Below are 22,054 nucleotides of genomic sequence, written 5' to 3' on the forward strand. Positions count from 1 at the left end.
GGCCGGCCGGACGCCGGCCCGCCCCCCTTCCCCACATGGAATTGCAATGAGCGAACTGTCCGTCGAAGCGAGCATCGGCTCGGTCGATTACCTGGTCCATTTCACCGATGGCGTGCATCAGTGGCGCGCCGACGAACCGGCGTCGCTCGGCGGCGGCGACACGGCACCGACGCCCGTCGCGCTGCTGCTGTCGAGCCTCGGCGCCTGCACCGCGATCACGCTGAAGATGTACGCGCAACGCAAGGGCTGGCCGCTCGCCGAAGTGCACGTAAAGCTCGCGCACGAATCGGGCAGCGCCGGCAGCACGATCATGCGCCGCATCACGCTCGACGGCGACCTGTCGGACGAACAGCGCGAGCGCCTGCTGCAGATCGCGAACGCATGCCCGGTGCACAAGATCCTCACGCATCCGATCACGATCGACACGGCAGTCGCCTGACGCATCGCCCTCCGACCACGAGACCCTCACCATGTCCGCATCGATCAAGACCCTGCTCACGCCGCGCGAGAGCGACATCGGCAACCTCGTCGTGCGCCGCGTGCTGCCCGCGCGCGCCGCGCGCCTCGTCGGCCCGTTCATCTTCTTCGACGAGATGGGGCCGGCCGTGCTGCCGGCCGGCCGCGGCATCGACGTGCTGCCGCATCCGCACATCGGCCTCGCGACCGTCACCTACCTGTTCGACGGCACGCTGATGCATCACGACAGCCTCGGCTTCCGGCAGAAGATCGTGCCCGGCGACGTGAACTGGATGACGGCCGGCCGCGGCATCGTCCATTCGGAACGTTCGCCCGACGAGGACCGGCCGCGCGAGCAGCCCGTGCACGGGATCCAGACCTGGGTCGCGCTGCCGGTCGAGCACGAGGACACCGCACCCGCGTTCGTCCATCATGCGGCCGACACGCTGCCGTCGTTCACGCGCGACGGCGCGACCGTACGCGTGATCGCGGGCACCGCGTTCGGGCTCACGTCGCCGGTCGCCGTGTTCTCGCCGACGCTCTATGCGTATGCGGAATTCGCGGCGGGCGGGCAGCTCGCGCTCGATGCGGAACACGACGAGCGCGGCGTGTATCTGGTCGACGGCGACCTGACGATCGACGGCACGCCGCTCGCACCCGCGACGATGGCGGTGCTCGAACCCGGCGCGAGCGTCGCGCTCGCCAGCGCGAGCGGCGCGCGCGTGATGCTGCTCGGCGGTGCGCACCTGCCGGGCGAGCGGTTCATCGAATGGAATTTCGTGTCGAGCGAGCGCGCCAAGATCGAAGCGGCCCGCAATGCGTGGGCCGCGCAGACCTTCGGCAAGGTGCCGGGCGAAGAAAACGAGTGGACGCACCAGCCGGAACGCAAGGCGCACTAAGGCCGTCCATCGACGCACAGCGGCCGGCATCCACGCCGGCCGCTGTGCGTTTACCTGCCGTGCGTTTAGCGCGTCAAGCCCATCAGCTTCGCAAGCACCGGCCAGCGGTCGAGCGATTCGACGAACGCGCGCCGCGCCTGCTCGTCGACATAGCGTGCCGGGTCCAGCGCGGGCAGGTGCCGCGCGAGGCCGAGCACATCGTTCGGTTGCGACAGGCGATCGTCGTCGCCTTCGCCAACATTTACTGTTCGTCGATCCATACGCCGTCCGGAGTCTTGACCGCATAGCCTGCGGTCGTCCGCATCGTCACCGTGCCCTCATTCTCGCCGACCATCCGCGTGCGCGGCAGGTCGGCCGCGTATTGCGCGAGCGTCACGCCGGGCTTGAACGGGCTGTTCGACACGAGGTTCGACAGCAGCTGCGCGAGCGCAAGGAAGCTGGTCGGCTGGTCGATCACCGTCGCCGTGCCGTGATTGCCGGCGAACCCGACGAGCCGCACGCCGACCGGCCCGTGAATCACGCCCGGCGTCGGAATCTCGCGCAGCCCCGCGATCTGGTTCTTGTCGCCGCGCAGCGCGGCGCCGTGCTCGGGCACGAACACGATCACCGCGCGCCGGCCCGACTGCGCGATCAGGTCGGCGAGCCGGTCGAAATCGTTCATCAGCTTGGTCGCGCGCTGCGGATACGAATCGATGCTGGTGAGCGCACTCCCGACCACGCGGTTGCCGTCGTGCATGCTGATCGTGTTGTAGTACAGCGCGACGGGCCCCGGCACCGACGCGCGCTGCGTGTACCAGCTCGCGAGCGTCGCGTAATCGTCCTTGATCGCCGAGCCGTCGAACGCATGCATCGCGACCGGCACGGCTGCGTTCGAGACCGGCGGCGCGTCGGGCACGCCGATGTTGTCGTGAATGACCTGCAGGAAGTTGTCGAAATGGCCGTCGTGGTTCAGCAGCGACTGCACCGTATAGCCGGCGGACGCGAGCTGCGAGAACAGGTAGCACTGCTGCGGCGCCGGCTTGTACAGGTCCGCGTGCGCTTCCTGCCCGCAGCTCGCGCGCAGCACGCGGATCGCGGCCGGGCCGCTGTAGCTCGCGGCCGTGCTGAAGTTCGTGAACAGGTAGTCGAAGTGGCTCAGCATCGGATGATTGCGCACCTTCGCGGCATCGAGGTCGTCCCACGACAGCGAGCAGATGTGCAGCACGATCACGTCGAACTGGGCAGACGGATCGCTGCCGAGATGACCGAACGCGACCTGCCGCTGCGACTCCTGCGCGCGGAACGTCGCGAGCGCCGCATTGTGGTCCTCGGGCTGGCCGGAACGCCCGCCCGTCGCGTCGGCCTGCTGCTGCGGGAGCGGCGCGACGACGCGCGCCATCAGCCCGCTGCCGGCTTGCCACAGCGGCATCACGACCAGCACGGCCAGCACGAAGGTCGCGACGCGCACCCAGCGGTTGACGATGAAATAGACGATCAGCGCGCCCACCACCGTCAGCACCAGCACCGGCGGCAACAGGCGCGGCAGCAGCTCCATCCAGTAATCGAGGCGGAACGTGCTCACCTCGCGCGCGGCGTCGGCGAGACGCGCGAGCGGCGGCGCATGCAGCTCGCGCGCGAGCAGCGGCACCGCGATCGCGATCGCCGCAACGAGCCGCACGATGCGCCACACACGCTGCCGGATCGGCGCGCTCGCCGCGAGCGCCACTGCGAACGCGAGGTTCGCGAGCCACAGCGGCTGCAGGTGGCCGGTCGCGAACAGCGCGAACTTCAGGATGAAATACAGATTCCAGAACGTCATCTAAACCACTCCGTGATGAGCGCGCGTCAGTCGCGCGCCCGATCGAGCTTCGGCGCCAGCATCGACTGCACGCCGCGCGCCGCGCCCTTCCACATCCGCACATAACCGTCCAAGCCCACCCGCAGCACTTCCTTCAGCCCGCGCAACGGCGTGTCGACACGCGCGGACGCGTGCCAGTCGAGCCACGCGTCCGCGCGGCCGAACGTGCACTGCACGAGCTGGCGCTCCTGTTCGAGCGTCAGCGCCTCGAAGCTCACGCCGACGTGGGTCGGCGTCACGCGGCTCACGCGCACCGGGAACGGGAACGGCCGGTCGCCGCGCGTCACGCATACCGTCAGCGTGTCGCCGACCGCGAGCGACAGCCCCGGCACGGCCTCGAGGCCGAGACCGCCGGTCGAGTAGTCGCTCGTGAAGCATGCGGCCGTCGAGCCGTCGGTGAGCAGCAGCGTCGCCGGCACGCGCATCGCGATCCGGTGCGTGACGCGCACCTGCTTGGTCTCGCGCGCGACGGCCAGCGCCGCGCCGAGCATCGCGAGGTTGTACACGGTCCAGCCGAGCGTGATCAGGATCGTCGACGCCTCGTCGCCCTGATCTGCCACGAGCCGCCACAGCCCGGCAAGGATCGCGAGCACGTTCACCGCGAACAGCACGAGATACGGCTTCGACGTCGACCAGTCGACGTAGCCTTCGTCGATCTTGCCGCCCTTGTCGGTCACGTTGAACTTGCCGTGCTGCGGGCTGAAGAACGCGACGGTGGTCGGCAGCGCGATGTACCACGCGAGCACCGATTCGTAGACCTCGGCCCAGAACGAATGCCGGTAGCGGCCCTGCATCCGCGAGTTCGCGACGTTCGCGAGCACCAGGTACGGGATGACGTAGCTCGCGAGCGCGATCGACGATGCATTGATGAAGTACAGGTGGAAGAACAGGTACGCGAGCGGAATCGTCAGGAACACCAGCCGCGGGATGCCGTAGAAGAAATGCAGCATCGCGTTGCCGTAGCAGATCCGCTGCACGAAGCCGAGCCCGCGCCCGAGGAACGGGTTGTCGATGCGGAAGATCTGCGCCATCCCGCGCGCCCAGCGCGTGCGCTGCTTCACGTGGCCCGCGAGGCTCTCGGTCGCGAGGCCGGCGGCCTGCACGGTCGGCAGGTACGCGGACGTGTAGCCGCGGCGATGCAGCTTGAGCGCGGTGTGCGCGTCCTCGGTCACGGTCTCGACCGCGACGCCACCGACTTCTTCCAGCGCGGTACGCTTGAGCACCGCGCACGACCCGCAGAAGAACGTCGCGTTCCACAGGTCGTTGCCCGATTGCACGAGCCCGTAGAACAGGTTGCCCTCGTTCGGGATCTCGCGGAACGTGCCGAGGTTGCGCTCGAACGGATCGGGCGAGAAGAAATGGTGCGGCGTCTGCACCAGCGCGCATTTCGGGTCGCGCAGGAACACGCCCATCGTGGTCTGCAGGAACGAGCGCGTCGGCACGTGATCGCAGTCGAAGATCGCGATGTATTCGCCGTGCGTCTTCGGCAGTGCGCGGTTGATGTTGCCGGCCTTCGCGTGGCGGTTGTCGTCGCGGGTCAGGTAGCCGATCCCCGCCTCCTGCGCGAATGCCTCGAACTCCGGGCGGCGGCCATCGTCGAGCAGGTACACGCGCAGCTTTTCGGTCGGCCAGTCGATGCTCTGCGCGGCGAACACGGTCGGCTTCACGACCGACAGCGGCTCGTTGTAGGTCGGGATGTAGATGTCGACGCTCGGCCAGCGGTCGGGGTCGTCGGGCAGCGGCACGAGCGGCCGGTCGAGCGGCCACGCGGTCTGCACGAAACCGAGCAGCAGGATCATCCACGTATAGGCTTCGGCGCCGTACAGCAGGTAGCCGGCGAACGCCTCCAGCGGGCTGCGGAAATCGAGCGTCTGGGTCGTGCGCCACCACACGTAGCGCGCCGTCGCGAGCAGCGCGAGCGACGCGAGCGCCAGTGTCGGCAGGTGGCCCGGCAGGCGGCGCAGCGCGAGCGCCAGCACCGCGACGATCGCGAAGAACGCGAACTGCGCGCCGGGCATCAGCGGCGACATCCCGGCCACCGCCCACAACAGCGCGCCGGCGATCAGCAGCAGCGGCGCGAGCCAGCGGTGCCGGCCGACGCCGTGTGCGCGCGCGTCGAGCCAGCCGCCCCAGCGCATCCACGGCAGGCGCTCGAGCAGCGCGTTGATGCGCATGCCGAGCGCGCGCGCCGCGACGTAGACGGGCACGACGCACTTGTCGAACCACGCAAGCGGATCGCGCGCGGGCCGGCCGTCGGCCGCACGCGGTGCGCGTACGATCGAGCGCCACAGCCATTCGCGCACACTCAGCGGCTGCAGCACGCCCCACTCGTGCGCGAGCCGCAGGAACGCCGCGCGCACCCCGTGGCGCACCGGATCGGGCCGGCCGGGCGGCGGCGCATGGAAGAACAGCCGCACGAGCCAGTCGAGCAGCGTGCGCTGCACGGGCAGCCCGATCCCGCGCGCGCACCAGTCGATCACGCTGCGGGCGGCAGCACGCCAGCGCGGCGCGAACGCGGGCTTCATCGCGACGCTCCCGCGCGACCGGCCGCGGCGGCCGCGAGCCACGCATCGACCCAGTTCGCGACGCCATTCAGGTCGTGCGAGGTTTGCGAATACGGCGCGTCGTCGAAGATCCAGCTACCGCGCGCAAGCGTTTCGGGTACCGCCGCGTCGAGGTGGATCCGCTGCTCGAGCATCGACGCCGACCCGGCAACCGCGCGCAGCATCGCGATCGCATCGCGCTGCATGTCACGCGCCGGGTTCAGCCGGTTGACGACGATCTGCATGTCGCCGCCGGCCCGCAGCGCGTCGAGCCGTGCGGCGACCGTCGCGCACGCAGCCGGTTCGGGCGGCACGACGACGAGCGTCAGGTCCGCGGCGCGGATCGCGTGCTCGGCCTGCGGCGACGGATAGCGCGCGGTGTCGACCAGCACGACGCCGTCCGCCGGCAGCGCGACTTCGCCGAGCGCGCGCGACAGCCACGCGGCATCCGCCGCGAGCCGCGCGTCGCAGGCGGCGGCGTCCGCCGCGTCGACCTGCCCGTACGGCACGAACAGCACGCCGTCGGCATTGCGCCACGTATGCGCGTGCCATGGCGCGGGGTCGCCGAGCAGGCTGTGCGCGAGGCCGTGCTCGGCCAGCGTGTCGAGCCCGAGCGTCGCGCCCATCAGGTTCTGCGGATCGAACTCGACCGCGACCACCGGCCGGCCGCGCCGCGCGAGCAGCACCGCCAGCGCGCCGGCAAGCGTCGTGCGGCCGGCGCCGCCCGTCGTCGACGTGATCGCGATCGTCTTCATGGCGCCGCCTTGCCGGCGCCGCCGGCATCGGGCAACAGGCGCCCGCGCAGCGCGACCGGCACCAGTTCGCACGGCACCGTGTCGCGCCGGTGCAGCCCGCGCGGCGCATGAAAGCCGCGACCGAGGCCCAGGTGCTGCGCGACGATCCACACCGGCACCGCGATCGCGATGCCGACGATGAAACCGATGACGAGTTCGGCGATCATGGGCCCTCCGGCTTGCGCAGCGGCATCGCGCTGCGGATGGCGCCGCGCATACGCGCGGCGGAAAATTCGGCGGACGGTGCCGGCGCGTCTGCCGCCGGCACGGTGTCCTCGCCGCCCACGGGTCGCGGCGCGACATCGATGTGCAGGTCGGCCGACCCGGCCACGTGGCCCGCTTCCGCGCTCGCCGCGCCGTCGCTCGTGCGTTCGGCCGGCGCGCCGGGCGGCTTCGCTGCCGCGAACAGGTCGCTGTAGTCGGCGATCGGCGCTCGCCGGTTCTCGGTCTTCAGCGCATCTAGCTCGGTGTCGATGCTGCCCTCCGCGAGGCACACGACCCGGTCGGACAGCGTATCGACCGGCACGTCGAAGATCCGCGCGAGCGCTTCCTCGGCGTCGGCCGGTTCGCACGCGAACAGGAACACGTACAGGTGCCCGGCGTCGGCCGTCACGACGTCGCCCGCGCGGCGCGGCCGGCAATGCCGCAGCGCATCGACGTGCGATACGCCGGGCAACAGCGCGATCTTCGCGAGCGTGTGCGGCAGCGCGAGCACGGCGCCGCGATCGAGCACCGCGCGAATCCGCAGGCAGAACGCGCCGACCGGCAGGTAGCCGAGCACCGAATCGCCGAGCGCGGCCGCGAGCGCCGCGCGATAGTCGGGCGCGACGGGCCGCGCATAGAGCTGCCCGCGCAGCGCATGCACGGCGGCATGCATCCGCGACGCCGGCAGGTCGCGCGCGACGACGCGGTTCGCGCCGACGCTCAGCAGCAGCATCTCGAACTGCTGGCGCAGCACCTCGTCGCGTTCGACCACCGCGATCTTCAATGCACCGCCGCACTGCCGGCGCAGCGCGTGAACCGCCGCGCACAGCGCTTCGAGCTGCGCATGCGAGCGGAACGCGAGCACCGCGGTCGCGGCCTGCGCGTGCGCACAGGCGGCGACGACCGCCGCGTTGTCGTCGACGATTTCCCAGTCGGCGGGCACGCGGCCCGCGTCGTCGAGCACCGCGCGGCTGACGACGACGCGATCCTCGTCGGTCGCGAGCTTCATCCGGCGCGACGGCTCGGCGGCGGCGCCGTCGACGATCGCCGCGAGCCGGCCGCCCGGCGCGAAGCGCAGCGGCCGCACCTCGCCGGCCGCGAGCGTGTCGCCCGCGCGCCAGAAATCGACGACCCACAGCAGCTCGCCGTGCGTGCGCTGCAACTGCGCGACCCCCGCGCACACGCCGTGAAAGCCGCTGCGCGGCGCGCGATTCGTATCGCGCACGAGCGGCGGATCGTCGGTATCCGGATCGGCGCCGGTGCGCACGATCTCGGGGTCGACCAGCAGCACCAGCGCGATCCGGTGCGTGCGGCACCAGTCGGCGAGTGCATGCGCTTCTTCCGCGAGTGCGGCCGGATCGTCCCAGCTGAACCAGCGTTGCGCGCCTTCGATGAAATACAGCGAACGCGCGCGAAAGCCGTAGCGCTTCATCGCGCGCAAGCCGCCCGTGAGCCGTGCGAACGGCCCGGGCGCCGCGCGCCTCGGCGCGCCCGGTTCCGTCGCGGCAGCGCCGTCGGCCAGTTCGCGCACCGGCGGCATCGCCAGTACGTTCAGGTTGCGCGGCCAGCCGGCCGGCTGCGCGCCGCCCGCGAAACCGTGCGCCTGCAGCTGCGTGGCGACGCGCGCCGCGTCGCGGGACAGCACGACGGTCACGTTGCGCGTGCGCGACTGCCGCGCGCTCTCCCACACCAGCGCATCGCACGCCGGCGTACCGGCGGCGGCATAGACGGTATACAAGCCGCCCGCTTCCAGTTGCGTCCACGTATCGGGCAGCCCGTCGATCGCGAGCCGGCTCAGCGGGCCGACGCGAACGCCGGCCGGACCCATGCGCAGCAGCAGGCGCAGCCGGCCCAGCAGGCCGGCAGCGCCGAGCGCGGGACGGGTGGCATCGATTTCCGTATTCACGCGTTCCCCTAGTAATCCGAATAAAGCCGCACTGGCGTCGGCGTGACGAGCCAGCTGCGCTCCGCGCGCGCGTCGAACGCATAGCGCAGATAGACGAGCGCCGAACTCGGCGCGTAGTCGTGCGACCGGTCGACGTGCAGTTGCGCGCCGACGCTCAGGTGCGGATTCACGCGGTATTCGACGATGCCGTTCACGCCGTACGAGAACGACACGCCGCGCGTCGAGCTGCCCGCGTAGACGAAACCGGCCGCCTCCTGCAACGCGCGCTGGTTCCCGAAGGTCGGGTAGAACAACGAATCCTTCTCGTAGCTGTTCGAGATCCCGGCCGTGACGGTCAGGTCCCACGACAGCGCGTCGCGCCGCCCGGCCCATTCGATCGGCACGCCGAGCGACAGGTAGCGCTGCGGGCTGTAGTAGCCGCCCTGCCCGTACGTGTAGTAACGCAGGTTCTGCGCGTAGTGCCACGCATTGCCGACCAGCCCCGTGCTGACCTTCATCGTCGCCCGTTCGTACACGGGCACCGTGAAGCCCGAGCGCAGCGTGACTTCCGCGTTGCGCTCGACGTTCTCGCCAGACAGCACGCCTGCGCCGAGTTCCGCGAACAGGTTCACGCGGCCGACGTCGACCGATGCGCGCAGGTTCACGCCATCGCGGCGCACGCCGCCCCACACTCCGCCCGTCCACGGATCGCGCATCCCCGCATACGACAGCACACTGCTCGTTTCCGGCCGCCGAGACGCGTTCACGGTGAAGCTCGCCGGGCCCGCGTCGAAGCGATAGCGCACGCCGCCGACCAGGTAATGCACCGGGAAGCCGAGCGGTGACGTGCCGAGATCGACGCGCCACGCATCCGTGCGATAGCCGGCGCCGAGCGCGACGCCCGTCATCGGCTGGTGCAGGTCGCCCACCGGATGCGCGATCAATCCGGCGGCCAACAGATTCAACGGAAACTGTGACGACCCGGCCAGCGCGTGGAGCGCCGCGTAGCTGCCGAAGGTTTTCAGCGAATACGCGTTCGGGTCGCTCGTATCGAGCGTGCCCGCGTCCAGATGCACGGTGTCGAGCTGCAGGAACGCGTGCCCGTCGTAGCGCACCGGCACCTGCAGGTAGATCGGCACCTGCTGCGCGCGGTAAGCGGAAATGCCCTCGTCGCCCGACTTGTACGCGGGCAGCCAGCCGATCTCGATCTCCGGGTCGCGCCGCTGTTCGAGATCCGCGAACGCAGCCTGTGCGGGCGTGCGGCCGTCGCGGCCCGGGCTCACGCCCGTCGTACGTTCCTGCGACAGCGACCGCCGATACAGCGACGCCGCATCGTCGTAGCGGCCCTGCGCCTCGGCAACGCGCCCGGCCGCGACCGTCACGTCGGGGCGCGCCGGGTACGCCGCCTGGAGCCGGTCGGTCAGCTGCGCGGCCTGGTCCGGGCGACGCAGCGCGTTCAGGCGGCGCACGACCGACAGCCGCGTGTCGACGTCGTCGTCCGGCGTGCGCGCGAGCACGGCCTGCACGCGGGCGAGCGCAGCTGCACGCTGACCGCTGTCCTCGTCGATCCGCGCGAGCGCAAGTTGCGTATCGGCATCGTCCGGCGTGCGCGCGACGACCGGCACGAGCGCGTCGCGCGCCGCGTCGTAGCGCCCCTGCGCCCGTTCGAGATCGGCCAGTTCGAGCGCGTAGCGCTTGTCCGCGCGGCCGGCCGGGCTCGCGCGCTCGAGCAGCGTGCGGGCCCGCGCATAGTCCTGTTGCGCGATCGCGTCGTCCGTCTGCCGCAGCACGAGCCGCAGCGACTGGTCCTCGATCCGCGCGATCTGCGCCGGCGTCAGCGCCGGTTCGCGGCGCAGCGCGTCGAGCCATGCGGCGAGCGCGTCGTCGCGCCCCGCGCTGCCGAGCAGGTCGCCGTAGCGCAACCGCACGTCGGGATCCGCGTCGCGCGGATGCGCGGCGATCCAGTCGCGCAACGGCGCGAGGCCGCGCTCGGGCTCGCCCGCGTCGATCCACTGCGCACCGATCGCGGCGAGCATGCCGGGATCGTCCGGCGCGCTTGCCTGCGCATGCGTGAGCGACGCGGCGAACGCCGCGCGGTCGCCGCGGCCCAGCGCGCCGCGCGCGTCGGCCAGCGCGCTTTCCGCGTCGAGCTTGCGCGCGAGCGCGCGCATGCCGTCCGAGCGATGCGCGTCGTCGACGCCCCCAAGCGCGGCCTGCGCGCCCGCGATGTCGTCGAGCGAGTTGCGATACAGCGCGGTCGCATAGCGCATCTCGGGCGTCTCGCTCTGCGCGAGCCCTTCGTCCATCACCGTGCGGCCGAGCTGCGACAAGCCCATGTCGCGATACAGCCGCGCGAGCGCGAAGCGCGTCCACGGCGCGTCGGGCGCCGCCCGCACCGCCGCTTCGTAGCGTTGCGCGGCCGGCCCGCGTTCGCCCTGGTCCGCGAGCGCGCGTGCCTGGCTCGCGAGCAGGTCGGCGCGCAGCCCGTCGAGCGCGCGGCGATCGTCGCGGCCCGTCACGCGGCCCTGCAGCGCGTCGAGCAGCGGGCCGATGCGGTCCGCGCGGCCGGTGTTCTCGTACAGCGTCGCCGTGCCGCGCACGGCCGACAGGTTCGGCGCACGCGCGGCCAGAAATTCGCGCAGCAACGGCTCCGCGCGCGCCCAGTCGCGCTGCGCGAGCAGCGCATCGGCGAGCTGCAGTTTCGCGTCCGGGCTGTCCGGCTGCATCGCGAGCGCGGCACGCGCCGCGCGCTCGGCATCCTGCGGCCGCCCGGCCGAAGCCGCCGCGCGGCCTTGCGCCAGCAGCCCCCAGAACTGCGCGGTGCGCGCGAGGCCCTGCCACTTGCCGCGCTGGTCGGTCGCGAGCGTCGCGGCCCGCGCGAACAGCGCGCGCGCTTCGTCATGCCGGCCTTCGCGCAGCCGCAGCAGGCCGAGCCCGCCAACCGCATCGGCATCGTCGGCGCGTGCACGCGCGGCACGGGCCAGCAGCGGATCGGCACCGGCCAGGTCGCCGCGCGCGAGCGCCTGCAAGCCGCGCTGCTGCGCGATGTAGTCGGGATCGCGTTCCAGCCGGTGCTGCGCGTCGCGCTGCCGGTCGAGTTCGGCAATGCGATCGCGGAATTCGGTGTCGTCCGGCACCAGCGCCAGGTACGCATGCAATGCCTCGAGATACGCGGGATCGGCACCGGCCGACTGCAGCACGCGCCGCCACACGGCCATCGCTTCCGTATGGTCGGCGTCGGCCCGCTTCGCGAGCGACCAGGCGATCCGGTTCGCTTCCGCGCGCGTGGCGTCGCGCTGGTTCAGGAGCCGCGCGAGCGCCATCGCCGCGCTCGTGTCCTGCGGGTCGGCCGCGACCGTGCGGCGCAGCGCCGCGATCGCCGGCTCGCGGCCGCCCGGCGCATTCGAGACGATCTGGTAGTACTCGGCGCCGAGCGCCCCGGACGGCGCGCCGTTCGGAAACAGCGCGACGATGCGCCGGGCCGCTTCGTCGGCGCGGCCGCTGCGCGCGAGCAGGCGGATCTGCGCCATCTCGCCGCGCCCGCTCGTCGCGACGCGGTATTCGTCGGCCGCGCGCCGCGTGTCGGGCGCTGCGGGCGCGCGCGCCTGCAGGCGCGCGAGCGCGGCCTGCGCGCCTTGCGCGTCGCCGAGGCGCAGCAGCACGCGCATCTGTTCGGCGAGCAGGTCGGGATCGCCCGGTGCGATCAGCAGCCCCTTGCGCAGCGCGTCGCGCGCGAGGTCGTCGCGATGCTTGTCGCCCCACATGCGGGCGGTCGCGAGCTGGCGCTGCGCGTCGGCGCGATCGGCCGAGGCCGTGACCGGCGCCGACGGGGCCTTCGGCGGAACGGCTTTCGGCGTCGTCGCGACGGCGGCCGCGGCCGGCGCGGCCACGCAGACCGACGACGCGAGCCACGCGAATCCCGCCACCCGCGGCGCGGTGCGCTTCATCGGGCCGCGCACGGACGGCCCTCCCAGCGTGCGTCGAGCGCCCCGTCCGCGCCGAACCGGTAGCGGCCGTCGCGCCAGCCGAGGCCGAACAGCGTCAGCACGCTCGTGTAGTAGCCGGGCGCCGACTGGCGCGCGAGCGCCTCGACACGGGCCGCCTGCGCATCGGCGAGCGCGTGCTGGCCGCGCGCGTCGAGAAACGGCACGGCCGCCGCGGAGAAGCCGCCGTTGCCGTCGTTCGGCCCGGCGACGCCGGTCGTCGTGTCGACCTTCTCCGGCGGCGCGCCATGCGCGGCGATATAGTCGGCGAACGGCGCGAACCGCGCGAGCAGCGGCGCGGCGAGCGGATCGGCACGGTCGAGCATGCCGGCCCACAGGTACACGCGAATCGCGTTGTACGCGCTTTCCGCATGGGTCTGCGGATCGGGGGCGAAGCCGGCCCCTGCGCGATACAGCGCCCAGTCCGGCGCAAAGCCCTTCGGCGCGGTGTCGAGCAGCACGCGGCCGGTGCTGGCCGCGAGCGCGCTCCAGCGGCGCTCGTCGGGCAGGCGCGCGGCGAGCCCGCGGATCACCTGCGGCGGCGAATAGCTGGGGTTCACGCGCCATCGGCCATCGGCCAGCTTGAACCCGGTGGGCCCCGGCAGCAGCGTGAGGCCGAGGTCCGGCACGCTGGCCGTTTCGTCGTCGAGCACGCGCTTCGCGAGCAGCGCGCCGCGCGCGGTATAGCTGCGCTCGCGCCACAGCCTGCCGGCTTCGACGAGCGTGTATGCGATCCACAGGTCGGCATCCGACGCCGCGTTCGCGTCGAGCACGCGCCACGCGCCGTCGGGCGCGCGGCCCCACAGCCATGCCGGCAGGTGCGCGCTCAGGTCGCCCTGCGCGAGGTTGTTCTCGGTCCATGCGAGGACCGTGTCGAACGTGCGCCGGTCGTTCGCGACCAGCGCGAAGAACAGTCCATACGCCTGCCCCTCCGATACCGTGCGCGAATCGGCCGAGCCGACGTCGATCACGCGGCCGTCAGCCGACACGAAATCGCGCTTGAACGCGTCCCAGCGCGGCCATGCCGCGCTGCATTGCGCGTCGGCCGCGCCGCCTGGCGCCGCCTGCGCACGCCCGGCCGTCCCGGCCGCCGCGCACGCTGCCGCGACGGCCAGCACGAGTGTCGTGCCGACGCGCCGCGCCGGCTGCATGGCCCGTCGCCTTGCGATTGCCCGCGCCATCCGTTACATCCCCCGGCGACGCGCGGCGATTCGCTGCAGCACGCTGAACACGCCGAGCGCGAGCAACAGCCCCGCGACGACGCCGACCACGCCGAGCGCGACCGGATGCCGCGCGGCGTGTGTCCATACGCGCGCATACCACGGCACGAAGCCGACCACGTACGGCTCGCCGACGCGCAGGCTGTCGACCTGCCCGGACCGCACCAGCGCGAGGTCGCCCTGCAGCTGCGACACGAGGCCCGGCTTCTCGAATACATCGAGCAGGTCGGCCAGGCGCGCCTGGTCGGTCGCCGTCAGCGCGACGACGCTGCGGCCATGGCTGCCCGGCAGCTCGAACCCGGCAAGCGCCGCGAGCTGGCCCGTCTGTTCGATGTGTGCGCCGCCGTCGGCCAGGCCGACACCGTTGCGCCAGCGCTCCTTCACCGAAAACGCGATGCGCGTCGCGCCCGTGCCGGCCTGCTGGTCGATCGACAGCGGCAGTGCCGTACGCCAGTGCGACAGCAGCGGCGACGCCGGCGAGCCGTCGATCACGAGCAGGTCCTTGCGGCCGGCCAGCGCGGCGACGTCGCCGGGCCGCGCGATCTCCACGCGCAGCGCCGGAAAGCCGGTCCACTGCCCCATGTGGCCGAGCATCGTCAGGTAGGCTTCGAGCTCCTGCGGCGACGGTCGGTCGGGCACGACGACGGCCGTCTGCGACAGGTCCGCGAAACGCGTGAACGGGAAACCGCTGTTCGCGAAGAACGCGAGGTTCGGCAATTGCGCGTAGTGGACGAAGTGCGAGAAGTCGATCGTCGAATCGGGATCGATCGCCGCCCGCTGCGGCTCGGTCGCGGTGCTCGAGCAAAGCCCCGTCTTCTGCGAATCGAGCGTGAAGCGGAACTGCAGCTGGTTGCCGCTGCCGACCCGGAACGCCGGGATGTCGACATCGCTCGTCACGCGCCCTTCCGGCACCGACAGCAACGGCAGCTGCATGCGCCCGCGCGCGTCTTCGGCATGGGCCGGCCCGAGCCGGTACGACTTCACGAGCTGCTCGTTGATCTCGACCGCGAGCGTCGAGTTGTCCTGCACGGTCGGCGCCGTGTAGCGGTAGCGCAGCGTGATCGGCACGCCCGAGCCGTTCCACGAATGGAGGTCGGCCGGCACGCGCAGGTTCAGGCGGATCGCGTCGGGCGACGTGCCGCGCACCTCGAGTTCGCGCGGATCCGACACCAGCTCGCGAAACGCGATCGGACGGTTCACCGGCAGCCAGCGCGGCGCGTCGTACGGCTTGCGCGGCGCGCCGAGATCGACGTGCGCGACCGTCGCCGCCGGCCCCGACAGCGCCGCGCGGCCGAGCACCAGCGTCGCGACCGCGTCGTCGACCTCGGCCGCCGAGCGGCCCGTCACGACCAGCAGCTTGCGGCCCGGCGCGGCCGGGTTGTCGGCGACGGCGAGCAGCGGGCCGTTGATCGACGGCAGCGCGAGGCCGGCCGGCAGCGTGGCGGCCGTGCCGACCACCACCGCCTGGTCGGCGGCCGGCAGCGTCGAGGCGACCGGGAAGCGCGCCTGCCGGTAGTCGGCCTGCGCGCCGAACCACGACGCGAGCACGCCGGCGCTGCGCAGCGTCGCCGAGTCGGGCGACGCCGGCAGCACGAACGGCAGCCGCAGGAGCCCGTTGTCGCGCCGGTCGAAGAACGGCGCGGGCAGCAGCGCGAGATCGTTCGGCAGGCGCACCGGCGATTCGTCGAGGATCAGTTCGCTCGTCGGGCTCACGTCGGCCCACAACGCCGAGTTCGACGGCTCTTCGCAGTGATCGAGCGTGTAATGCGCGATCAGGCGCAGCCCGATCTGGTTGAAATCCGAGAAGTAGCGCGGATCGATCGGGATTTCCTGCGTGACCGTGCGGCCCGCGTGCGCGGCGTCGAACGGGACGGTCGCGACGACCTCGCCGTTCATCGATACCTTCAGGTGCGACAGCGGGAATACGAGTGACGGCGAATACGCGAAGGTCAGGCGCAACCGCGCGCCGGTGACGACGCGATCGAGCCGCACGCCCGCATTGATCGTGCGCGCGTCGTCGGCGCCGCGCAGGCGCACCGGATCGAACGCACCGAGCGACGCGAACGGCAGGTGCACGGTCGTCTCAGGCAGGCTGCCGGACGCTGCGCTGGCCATCGACGGCGCGGCGGCGAGCGTGGGCGTGGCCGCCCCGGCGGCGGGCGCCGCAGCCGCCGGCACCGCCGGCATCGGCGCGGCCGACAGCGCGGCCGCATGGAATGCGCCGAACGTGGCGACCGACAGGACGAACAGCGACGCGACCGGCTTCATGCGCGGCTCCGCATCGTTGCAATCATCCGGTTTTCAAGCGCGCCGCAACCGACGCGCGCAAAGCAGCTATGCCCGTGAGTGCAGATCCCCACTGCTTCCCCTCTAAGTCTGGCCTGAATGCCTTGATCGAAACGACGCGGCACATTCTTCTGCTGCCGGTCCGTCAAATGGCGCACCTGGCATCGGTGCTCGCACAATCGTCACACTATCTCAGAATCAGGACAAATCTCACCCTGATTCGCGCTGACGACGCGAAAAACAACTCAATTCGGTCGGAAATGCTGCGCACGGCGATTGCATGGCAAGAATTACGCCGTTGCCGCCTGCCGGACCGACCGGCATACTGCCGGCGCCGCCGGATTTGCGGCCCGGTGAGCCGGCGGGAAGCCGGCTGCGGCCCGTTGCGGACCGCCCGGAACGCGCTGCCGCGTGAGCGGCGCATATGCTACAGCAAGCTCGCGCCGGGTGCCCCGCTTTCTTTACGGAAAAATTACGGAAAACTGACTTGGATCAATTCGCCGACACCACCACCCCGTCCCCCGACACGTTGCTGCGCATCATCGCCGCCCAGACCGAGATCGCGAAACTCGGCCTCGACCTCGGCAGCGTGATGGCTTACGTGACCGACCAGGTGCCGCAACTCACGGGCGCGAGCGGCGCGGCGGTCGAGTTCGCCGAAGGCGACGACATGGTGTACCGCGCCGCATCGGGCTCCGCCGCCGGCATGCTGGGGCTGCGGTTGCGCCGCTCGGGCAGCCTGTCGGGCCTGTGCGTGACGCGCGGCGAGCTGCTGCACTGCACGGATTCGGAAGCCGACCCGCGCGTCGACCGCGATGCGTGCCGCCGGGTCGGGCTGCGCTCGATGCTCGTGATGCCGCTCACGCATGCCGACACGACGGTCGGCGTGCTGAAGGTGATGTCGCCGGACGTCGACGGCTTCTCGGCCGCCGATGCCGCCACGCTGAGGCTCACGGCCGACCTGATCGCCGCCGCGATGTTCCACGCGGCGCGCAACGAGGCCAACGAGCTGTACCTGCGCGCGACGCACGACGCGCTCACCGGCCTGCCGAACCGCGCGCTGTTCTACGACCGCCTGCGCCAGTCGATGCATACGGCCCTGCGCGCGAACGACCGGCTCGGCATTCTCAACATCGACATGGACGGGCTGAAGCCGATCAACGATGGCTACGGCCACCGCGCGGGCGATGCCGCGCTGCGCGAGATCGCCGCGCGCATGCTCGGCGCCGTACGGCGCTCGGATACCGTCGCGCGCATCGGCGGCGACGAGTTCGCGGTGATCCTGCCGAACGTCGGCAGCCGCGACGACGTGGACGCGCAACGCACACGGCTCGCACGCCAGGTCGGCGAACCGTTCGAGTTCGAGGGGCATCCGCTGCGGCTCGGCGTCAGTGTCGGCGTCGCGATGCTGCCCGACGACGGCACCGACATGAACGCGCTGATCGAGCATGCAGACCAGGCGATGTACGAGGTGAAGCGCGCGCGGACCCAACGGGCAGGTCGCGCCTGACACGTAACCCGAGCGCGCCGGCCCGGCGCCGCAACCGCGCGCGACGGGCAGTCGCCCCTGCACCGTCAGCCGACCTGCGGTAGCGCGATCGCCACCCCGACCACGACCCACTGCACGATCGCGACCAGCACGCCGGCCCGGCACAGCCCGACCGCGCCGCGCACGCGCGCGTCGAGCGCCCGTCCGGCCTTCCCTGAGTCGATCCAGCCGAGATCGGCAAGCGCGCGGTCGAGCGCGGCGAGCCCGTCGTCGACCGACGCGTCGCCCGCTGCCGTGCGCGCCAGCGCGGCGAACAGCCGCCGGTCGATCTCGATGCGCACCGCGTACCACAGCGCGGCAAGCCCCGAGCCGGTGCTGATCACGGCCAGCAACACGCGTGCGATGGTCGCCGGCGCCCAGCCGGCCGCGATCCACCAGCCCGCGCCGGCCGCGGCCAGCGCGGCCGCGATCGCCCATGCGCCCGCGTCGAGCGCGCCGCGCGCGGCGGCGATCCGGAACGGTGCGGACGGGTCGCGCATCACGCGCCTCCCGTGAGGCGACGGTGGTCGATCCACGCCTGCAGCACGGCCACGCCGTCGTCCGACCATACCGCGCGCGGCCGCACCGCCCGTACCGCCGCCAGCGCGTCGCGCGCATCGCCGAGCCCGCGCCGCGCCGCGAGCCACGCGGCCGCGCACAGCACGCTGCGGCCGTAGCCGAGCGCGCAGCAGACCAGCACGTCGCGCCCCTCGCCATGCAGGCGTTCGAGTGCCGCGACGGCCGCCGCGAGCTGCGCGCCGGTCGGCGCGACGAGGTCGAGCTGCGGCACCGTCGCATACGCGAACGACGCGTCGGCCGCGACCCAGCGCGGCATCTCGGCCGTCAGGTCGACGAGCGCCGTGAAGCCGTGGCGGCGCATGTCGCGCGTCGTCGGCGCACGGCCGATCGACACCCGCTCGTCGATCCGCACCGGTGCCGCCTGCCGGAACGTCCACACGCGCGAATTGACGAAGGCGCCGGCGATCGTCGGCGCGAACAGCCAGCCGATGAACACCGGGAAGCGGCCCGCGTCGTCCTTCTGGAACGCGCCGGGCGCCCCGCGCCGGTAGACCCACGCGACGCACGCGAGCGCCAGCGCGCCCCACCCGGCAGCCAATGCCCAGCCCGGCGCACGCGACACGCAGTAAAACGCCACGAGCGCGACCAGCGCCGCGCCGAGCGCATAGCGGCGCGCGAGCGCGCGGCCGGCGGCGGACGGCCGGCCGGTGGCATCCGGCAAGCGGCCCGCGGCGTCACGCAACGGAAACAGGAACAGCGCGAAGCAGCCGACGGCCGCGCCGGTCGGCACGTCGATCGCGTGATGCTGGTAGGTGGTCAGCACCGACACGCCGATCGCCGCGAACCACAGATGCAGCACGATGCGCGCGGCCGTGCCGCGCAGATGCCGCGCGTAGACGGCCCACAACACGACGAGCAGGCCGATGTGCAGCGACGGCGCCTGGTTGTACGGCTTGTCGAACCCCATCAGCAGCGTGAACAGCGCACCGGCCATGCCGCCGGCGTCGGGCCGCGCGAAGCCAAAGCGCAGCGGCCACGCGACGAAGCACGCGACCGACACCAGCTGCACGGTCAACAGCCGCTTCACATGGTCGAGCAGATCGTCGCGGCGGGTCCAGAAGAAGAACGACAGCGCATACAGCAGGTCGATCGACCAGTACGGCACGATGGTCCACGGCACGAACGGAATCGCGTGCTCCCAGCCGAACGCGAAGGTCGGCACCGCGGCGCGGCGCGCGGCGAGCCAGTTCGCGAAGCCGTACGTGGAGAAGAACACCGCGCCCATCGCCACGAGCCAGCCGGCGCGCAGCGCGAACGACGCGTCGCGCGCGCCGGCCGCCGGCGCGGCCAGACCGCCGCCCGCGCCGTCGCCGAGCGCGCTCATGACGCGTCGACCCGCTGCGCGAGGCTGACCGTGAAGATGCCCATCTCGTCGATCCGCTGGTCGAGCTTGCGAAAACCCGCGCGCGCGACGAGTTCGTCCATCTCGGCCTGCGAGCGGCGGCGCATCACCCAGGTCGCGTCGCCGCGATGATTGTTCAGCGCGCGCGCGATGAATTCGAGCTGCGGATGCCACGGCTGCCCCGTATAGACGAGATAGCCGCCGGGCGGAACCGCCTGCGCAAGCCCGCGCAGCGAACGCTCGATCAGCGCGTTCTCGCCGAACAGTTCATACAGCCCCGACACGATCGCCAGCGTCGGGCGCGGCTCGAGCGTCGCGAGCGACGCTTCGTCAAACGCATCGCCGCGCTCGAAGCGCGCGATCGGCTCGAGGCCGCGCTGCGCGATCAGCACACGCCCGGCCTCGACGTTCGGCGGGCTGTAGTCGCGCAGCGTGATGTCGTCGGGCGCTGCGCCGTCGCGCTCGGCGGCCGTCGCGATCGCGTCGAGCACGTAGCGCCCGTGCCCGGCCGCGATATCGACGATCCGCACCGGTTCGCCATGGCCGCGCAGCCGGCCGATCGCCGCGCCGATCAGCTCCTGCAGATGCACCTTGCGCTGACGGATGCCGACCCAGCCCGGCGAATCGAGATAGGTGCGGTCGATCAGCCCGCCGACGCCGAACCGGCCCTGCGCGCGGTTGCGGTACACGTAGTCGAGCGTCGAACCCGAATCGAAGCCGAGCCGCAGCCCGAGCGCGATGCCGTCCGACAGCGCGCCACCGGCCTTCAGGCCGGCCCGCGTGAGCGCCCAGTACGCGCGCGCGAACGGGTTCGCGGGCGGGCGGCCGAGCGCCGCGTATTCGTCGTGGAACGCGCCGCGCCGGTCGGCGTCGGCGAGCGACACGCGCGGGCTCGGCGTATCGAACTCGCGCAGCACGAACGCGCGCAGCGGCGCGAGCGCCTGCGCGCGGTCGCGCTCGCCGAGCGTGTCGTGATAGAAGCCCGGCAGCACGATGCGCTCCTTGCGCGCGGCACCGAGCCGCTCGAAGAAACGGTCCTGCGGGTCGCGGTGCACGACCCAGTCGGCACCCGAGATCAGCAGTTGCGTCGGCACCGTGATCGCGGCCGCGTCGGCGACGATCCGCTGCGCGGTGTCGTGCAGGTCGAGCAGCATGTTCACGGCGATCGGCCGCGTGATCAGCGGGTCGGCCGCATAGCTCGCGATCCGTTCGGGATCGTGCGTGAGGAATTTCGGTTTCACATAGCTGTTCACGTAGAACAGCCCGCGCAGCTTGTGCATCAGCCGCAGCCCCGGCCGCGCGAACGGCACGTACAGCTTGATGTGGAACGCCGGCGACGCGACGACGAGACAGCGGATCGGCGGCGCGTAATCGTGTACCCAGGTGGCCGCGAGCACCGCGCCGACGCTCTGGCCGACCACCGCCATGTCGTCGATCGCGATGCCGTGCGTGTCGCGGATATGCTCGACGAAGCGCTGCAGGTCGCGCACCGACGCGGCCGCGCTCGGGCTGTAGCCGCACGCGCCGGGCGAGCGGCCGTGGCCGCGCGCATCCCACGCGAAGAACGCGAAGTCCCGCAGGTCGAGTTCGTCGACCAGGTGCGCGACGCGCGCTGAATGTTCGTGGCCGCGATGCAGCAGCACGATCGCGCCGCGGCAGCGCGGGGCGGTCGCGGGCCAGTGACGATAGAACAGCGTTGCGCCGTCGTGCGTGATGAAGTCGGCCTCGCGGGCCGTGCGTGCGCTCATGCGATCTCTCTCGTTTCGTTATTCGAATCATGCGGCACCGCCCTCCGGCGCCGGTCGATCAGGCGCCGTCAGCCACCCGCTTCGGCGCTGCCGGCCTGCACGCGCCGCACCACCGTCACAAGCGACAGCACGATCAGCGCGCGCCACAGCCAGGCGGCGACGCTGCCGACCGGCAAACCGAAGCCGATCCACAGCGCGAACGCGCCGAGCGCGAGCGCGCGGTCGCTCTTGCCGAACGGACCGTCGTAGCGGCGCGTCGCACCGACGAGCGGGCCGATCAGCCCCGCGCATTCGACCATGACCGCCGTCAGCGCGAACAGCCAGACGTCTGCCGGCGCGAACGCGGGAATCGCGAGGAACGGCAGCACCAGCGCGATATCGGACACGATGTCGCCGAGCTCGTTCAGGTAGGCGCCGAGCGTGCTTTTCTGCCCGTGTTCGCGCGCGAGCATCCCGTCGATCGCGTTGAGCGCCATCCGCGCGAACAGCCAGACTGGAATCAGCAGGAACAGCACGCGGGCGAACACGCCGAGCCCCGCGAGCGCGCCGACGACGATCGAGCCGCCGGCCGCGAACAGCGTGACCTGGTTGGCGGTGACACCGCGTTCGGCAAGCGAATTCGCGAACGGGCGCAGACGGTTCTGGAATTTCGGTTTGAGTGCGTAGAGGCTCATCGTTTTATTGGTTCGGCACGTTCGGACACGTTGGCAGCCGCCATGCCCCGGGCGGCGCAACCACCGGGGCGGCGGC

At 71.9% G+C, this 22,054-nt stretch carries 16 protein-coding genes; 3 read left to right on the plus strand and 13 right to left on the minus strand.

Going from position 1 to position 22,054, the window contains the following annotated elements:
- Nucleotides 1–46 precede the first annotated feature (46 nt).
- The gene (locus GEM_RS10155) at nt 47–439 is read left to right on the plus strand and encodes an OsmC family protein (RefSeq protein WP_014897314.1); all 393 of its coding nucleotides are present in this window, start codon (nt 47–49) and stop codon (nt 437–439) included.
- Between the two features lie 31 nt (nt 440–470).
- Nucleotides 471–1,355 (plus strand): pirin family protein, encoded by an 885-nt coding sequence (locus GEM_RS10160; RefSeq protein ID WP_014897315.1) that lies wholly within the window; start codon nt 471–473, stop codon nt 1,353–1,355.
- Nucleotides 1,356–1,420: 65 nt separating this feature from the next.
- On the opposite strand, the gene GEM_RS10165 is transcribed toward GEM_RS10160, so the two are convergent.
- Genes GEM_RS10165 through bcsB form a run of 9 tightly spaced genes read right to left on the minus strand, consistent with a single transcriptional unit; the run spans nt 1,421 to nt 16,089 of the window.
- Complete coding sequence (locus GEM_RS10165; RefSeq protein WP_014897316.1) at nt 1,421–1,615, minus strand: hypothetical protein; 195 nt, start codon at nt 1,613–1,615, stop codon at nt 1,421–1,423.
- The gene (gene bcsG, locus GEM_RS10170; protein ID WP_014897317.1) at nt 1,597–3,153 is read right to left on the minus strand and encodes a cellulose biosynthesis protein BcsG; all 1,557 of its coding nucleotides are present in this window, start codon (nt 3,151–3,153) and stop codon (nt 1,597–1,599) included. The genes GEM_RS10165 and bcsG overlap by 19 nt, the downstream gene beginning before the upstream one ends.
- 26 nt (nt 3,154–3,179) lie before the next feature.
- Nucleotides 3,180–5,717, minus strand: coding sequence for a UDP-forming cellulose synthase catalytic subunit (bcsA, locus tag GEM_RS10175; protein ID WP_014897318.1), 2,538 nt, complete (start codon nt 5,715–5,717; stop codon nt 3,180–3,182).
- The gene (gene bcsQ, locus GEM_RS10180) at nt 5,714–6,490 is read right to left on the minus strand and encodes a cellulose biosynthesis protein BcsQ (RefSeq protein WP_014897319.1); all 777 of its coding nucleotides are present in this window, start codon (nt 6,488–6,490) and stop codon (nt 5,714–5,716) included. Before bcsQ ends, bcsA begins: the two co-directional genes overlap by 4 nt.
- Nucleotides 6,487–6,696 carry a hypothetical protein gene (locus GEM_RS10185; RefSeq protein ID WP_014897320.1) on the minus strand — a complete coding sequence of 70 codons (210 nt, stop codon included), beginning with the start codon at nt 6,694–6,696 and terminating at the stop codon, nt 6,487–6,489. The genes bcsQ and GEM_RS10185 overlap by 4 nt, the downstream gene beginning before the upstream one ends.
- Nucleotides 6,693–8,639 carry a cellulose biosynthesis protein BcsE gene (gene bcsE / locus GEM_RS10190; protein WP_014897321.1) on the minus strand — a complete coding sequence of 649 codons (1,947 nt, stop codon included), beginning with the start codon at nt 8,637–8,639 and terminating at the stop codon, nt 6,693–6,695. The genes GEM_RS10185 and bcsE overlap by 4 nt, the downstream gene beginning before the upstream one ends.
- 8 nt (nt 8,640–8,647) lie before the next feature.
- Nucleotides 8,648–12,577: a cellulose synthase subunit BcsC-related outer membrane protein gene (locus tag GEM_RS10195; RefSeq protein WP_014897322.1), complete on the minus strand. Its 3,930-nt coding sequence runs from the start codon at nt 12,575–12,577 to the stop codon at nt 8,648–8,650.
- On the minus strand, nt 12,562–13,782 hold the full coding sequence (gene bcsZ / locus GEM_RS10200) for a cellulose synthase complex periplasmic endoglucanase BcsZ (protein WP_041490508.1): 1,221 nt from the start codon (nt 13,780–13,782) through the stop codon (nt 12,562–12,564). The genes GEM_RS10195 and bcsZ overlap by 16 nt, the downstream gene beginning before the upstream one ends.
- 3 nt (nt 13,783–13,785) lie before the next feature.
- Complete coding sequence (gene bcsB / locus GEM_RS10205; RefSeq protein ID WP_014897324.1) at nt 13,786–16,089, minus strand: cellulose biosynthesis cyclic di-GMP-binding regulatory protein BcsB; 2,304 nt, start codon at nt 16,087–16,089, stop codon at nt 13,786–13,788.
- A 505-nt stretch (nt 16,090–16,594) separates the two neighbouring features.
- Between bcsB and GEM_RS10210 the strand changes: the two genes are divergently transcribed.
- The gene (locus GEM_RS10210) at nt 16,595–17,617 is read left to right on the plus strand and encodes a sensor domain-containing diguanylate cyclase (protein WP_041490509.1); all 1,023 of its coding nucleotides are present in this window, start codon (nt 16,595–16,597) and stop codon (nt 17,615–17,617) included.
- A gap of 65 nt (nt 17,618–17,682) precedes the next feature.
- Here GEM_RS10210 and GEM_RS10215 read toward each other — a convergent pair whose 3' ends face one another.
- From GEM_RS10215 to GEM_RS10230, 4 genes are all read right to left on the minus strand, one after another.
- Nucleotides 17,683–18,135, minus strand: a complete 453-nt coding sequence (locus GEM_RS10215) for a hypothetical protein (protein WP_014897326.1) — start codon at nt 18,133–18,135, stop codon at nt 17,683–17,685.
- On the minus strand, nt 18,135–19,538 hold the full coding sequence (locus GEM_RS10220) for a phosphatase PAP2/dual specificity phosphatase family protein (RefSeq protein WP_014897327.1): 1,404 nt from the start codon (nt 19,536–19,538) through the stop codon (nt 18,135–18,137). Before GEM_RS10220 ends, GEM_RS10215 begins: the two co-directional genes overlap by 1 nt.
- Nucleotides 19,535–21,304, minus strand: a complete 1,770-nt coding sequence (locus GEM_RS10225) for a bifunctional alpha/beta hydrolase/class I SAM-dependent methyltransferase (protein WP_014897328.1) — start codon at nt 21,302–21,304, stop codon at nt 19,535–19,537. The genes GEM_RS10220 and GEM_RS10225 overlap by 4 nt, the downstream gene beginning before the upstream one ends.
- 68 nt (nt 21,305–21,372) lie before the next feature.
- Entirely contained in the window at nt 21,373–21,978 is a 606-nt protein-coding gene (locus GEM_RS10230) for a CDP-alcohol phosphatidyltransferase family protein (RefSeq protein ID WP_014897329.1), read from the minus strand.
- Nucleotides 21,979–22,054: the final 76 nt, after the last annotated feature.

Origin of the sequence: Burkholderia cepacia GG4 (genome assembly GCF_000292915.1) — a bacterium.
Lineage (GTDB): Bacteria > Pseudomonadota > Gammaproteobacteria > Burkholderiales > Burkholderiaceae > Burkholderia > Burkholderia cepacia_D.

Excerpts from the sequence above, each read along its gene's own strand:
- bcsA (WP_014897318.1), bottom strand. The coding sequence starts at position 5,717 with ATGAAGCCCGCGTTCGCGCCGCGCTGGCGTGCTGCCGCCCGCAGCGTG.
- GEM_RS10230 (WP_014897329.1), bottom strand. The coding sequence starts at position 21,978 with ATGAGCCTCTACGCACTCAAACCGAAATTCCAGAACCGTCTGCGCCCG.
- GEM_RS10185 (WP_014897320.1), bottom strand. The coding sequence starts at position 6,696 with ATGATCGCCGAACTCGTCATCGGTTTCATCGTCGGCATCGCGATCGCG.
- GEM_RS10225 (WP_014897328.1), bottom strand. The coding sequence starts at position 21,304 with ATGAGCGCACGCACGGCCCGCGAGGCCGACTTCATCACGCACGACGGC.
- GEM_RS10215 (WP_014897326.1), bottom strand. The coding sequence starts at position 18,135 with ATGCGCGACCCGTCCGCACCGTTCCGGATCGCCGCCGCGCGCGGCGCG.
- GEM_RS10165 (WP_014897316.1), bottom strand. The coding sequence starts at position 1,615 with ATGGATCGACGAACAGTAAATGTTGGCGAAGGCGACGACGATCGCCTG.
- GEM_RS10220 (WP_014897327.1), bottom strand. The coding sequence starts at position 19,538 with ATGAGCGCGCTCGGCGACGGCGCGGGCGGCGGTCTGGCCGCGCCGGCG.
- GEM_RS10160 (WP_014897315.1), top strand. The coding sequence starts at position 471 with ATGTCCGCATCGATCAAGACCCTGCTCACGCCGCGCGAGAGCGACATC.
- bcsQ (WP_014897319.1), bottom strand. The coding sequence starts at position 6,490 with ATGAAGACGATCGCGATCACGTCGACGACGGGCGGCGCCGGCCGCACG.
- bcsB (WP_014897324.1), bottom strand. The coding sequence starts at position 16,089 with ATGAAGCCGGTCGCGTCGCTGTTCGTCCTGTCGGTCGCCACGTTCGGC.
- GEM_RS10155 (WP_014897314.1), top strand. The coding sequence starts at position 47 with ATGAGCGAACTGTCCGTCGAAGCGAGCATCGGCTCGGTCGATTACCTG.
- bcsZ (WP_041490508.1), bottom strand. The coding sequence starts at position 13,782 with ATGGCGCGGGCAATCGCAAGGCGACGGGCCATGCAGCCGGCGCGGCGC.
- bcsG (WP_014897317.1), bottom strand. The coding sequence starts at position 3,153 with ATGACGTTCTGGAATCTGTATTTCATCCTGAAGTTCGCGCTGTTCGCG.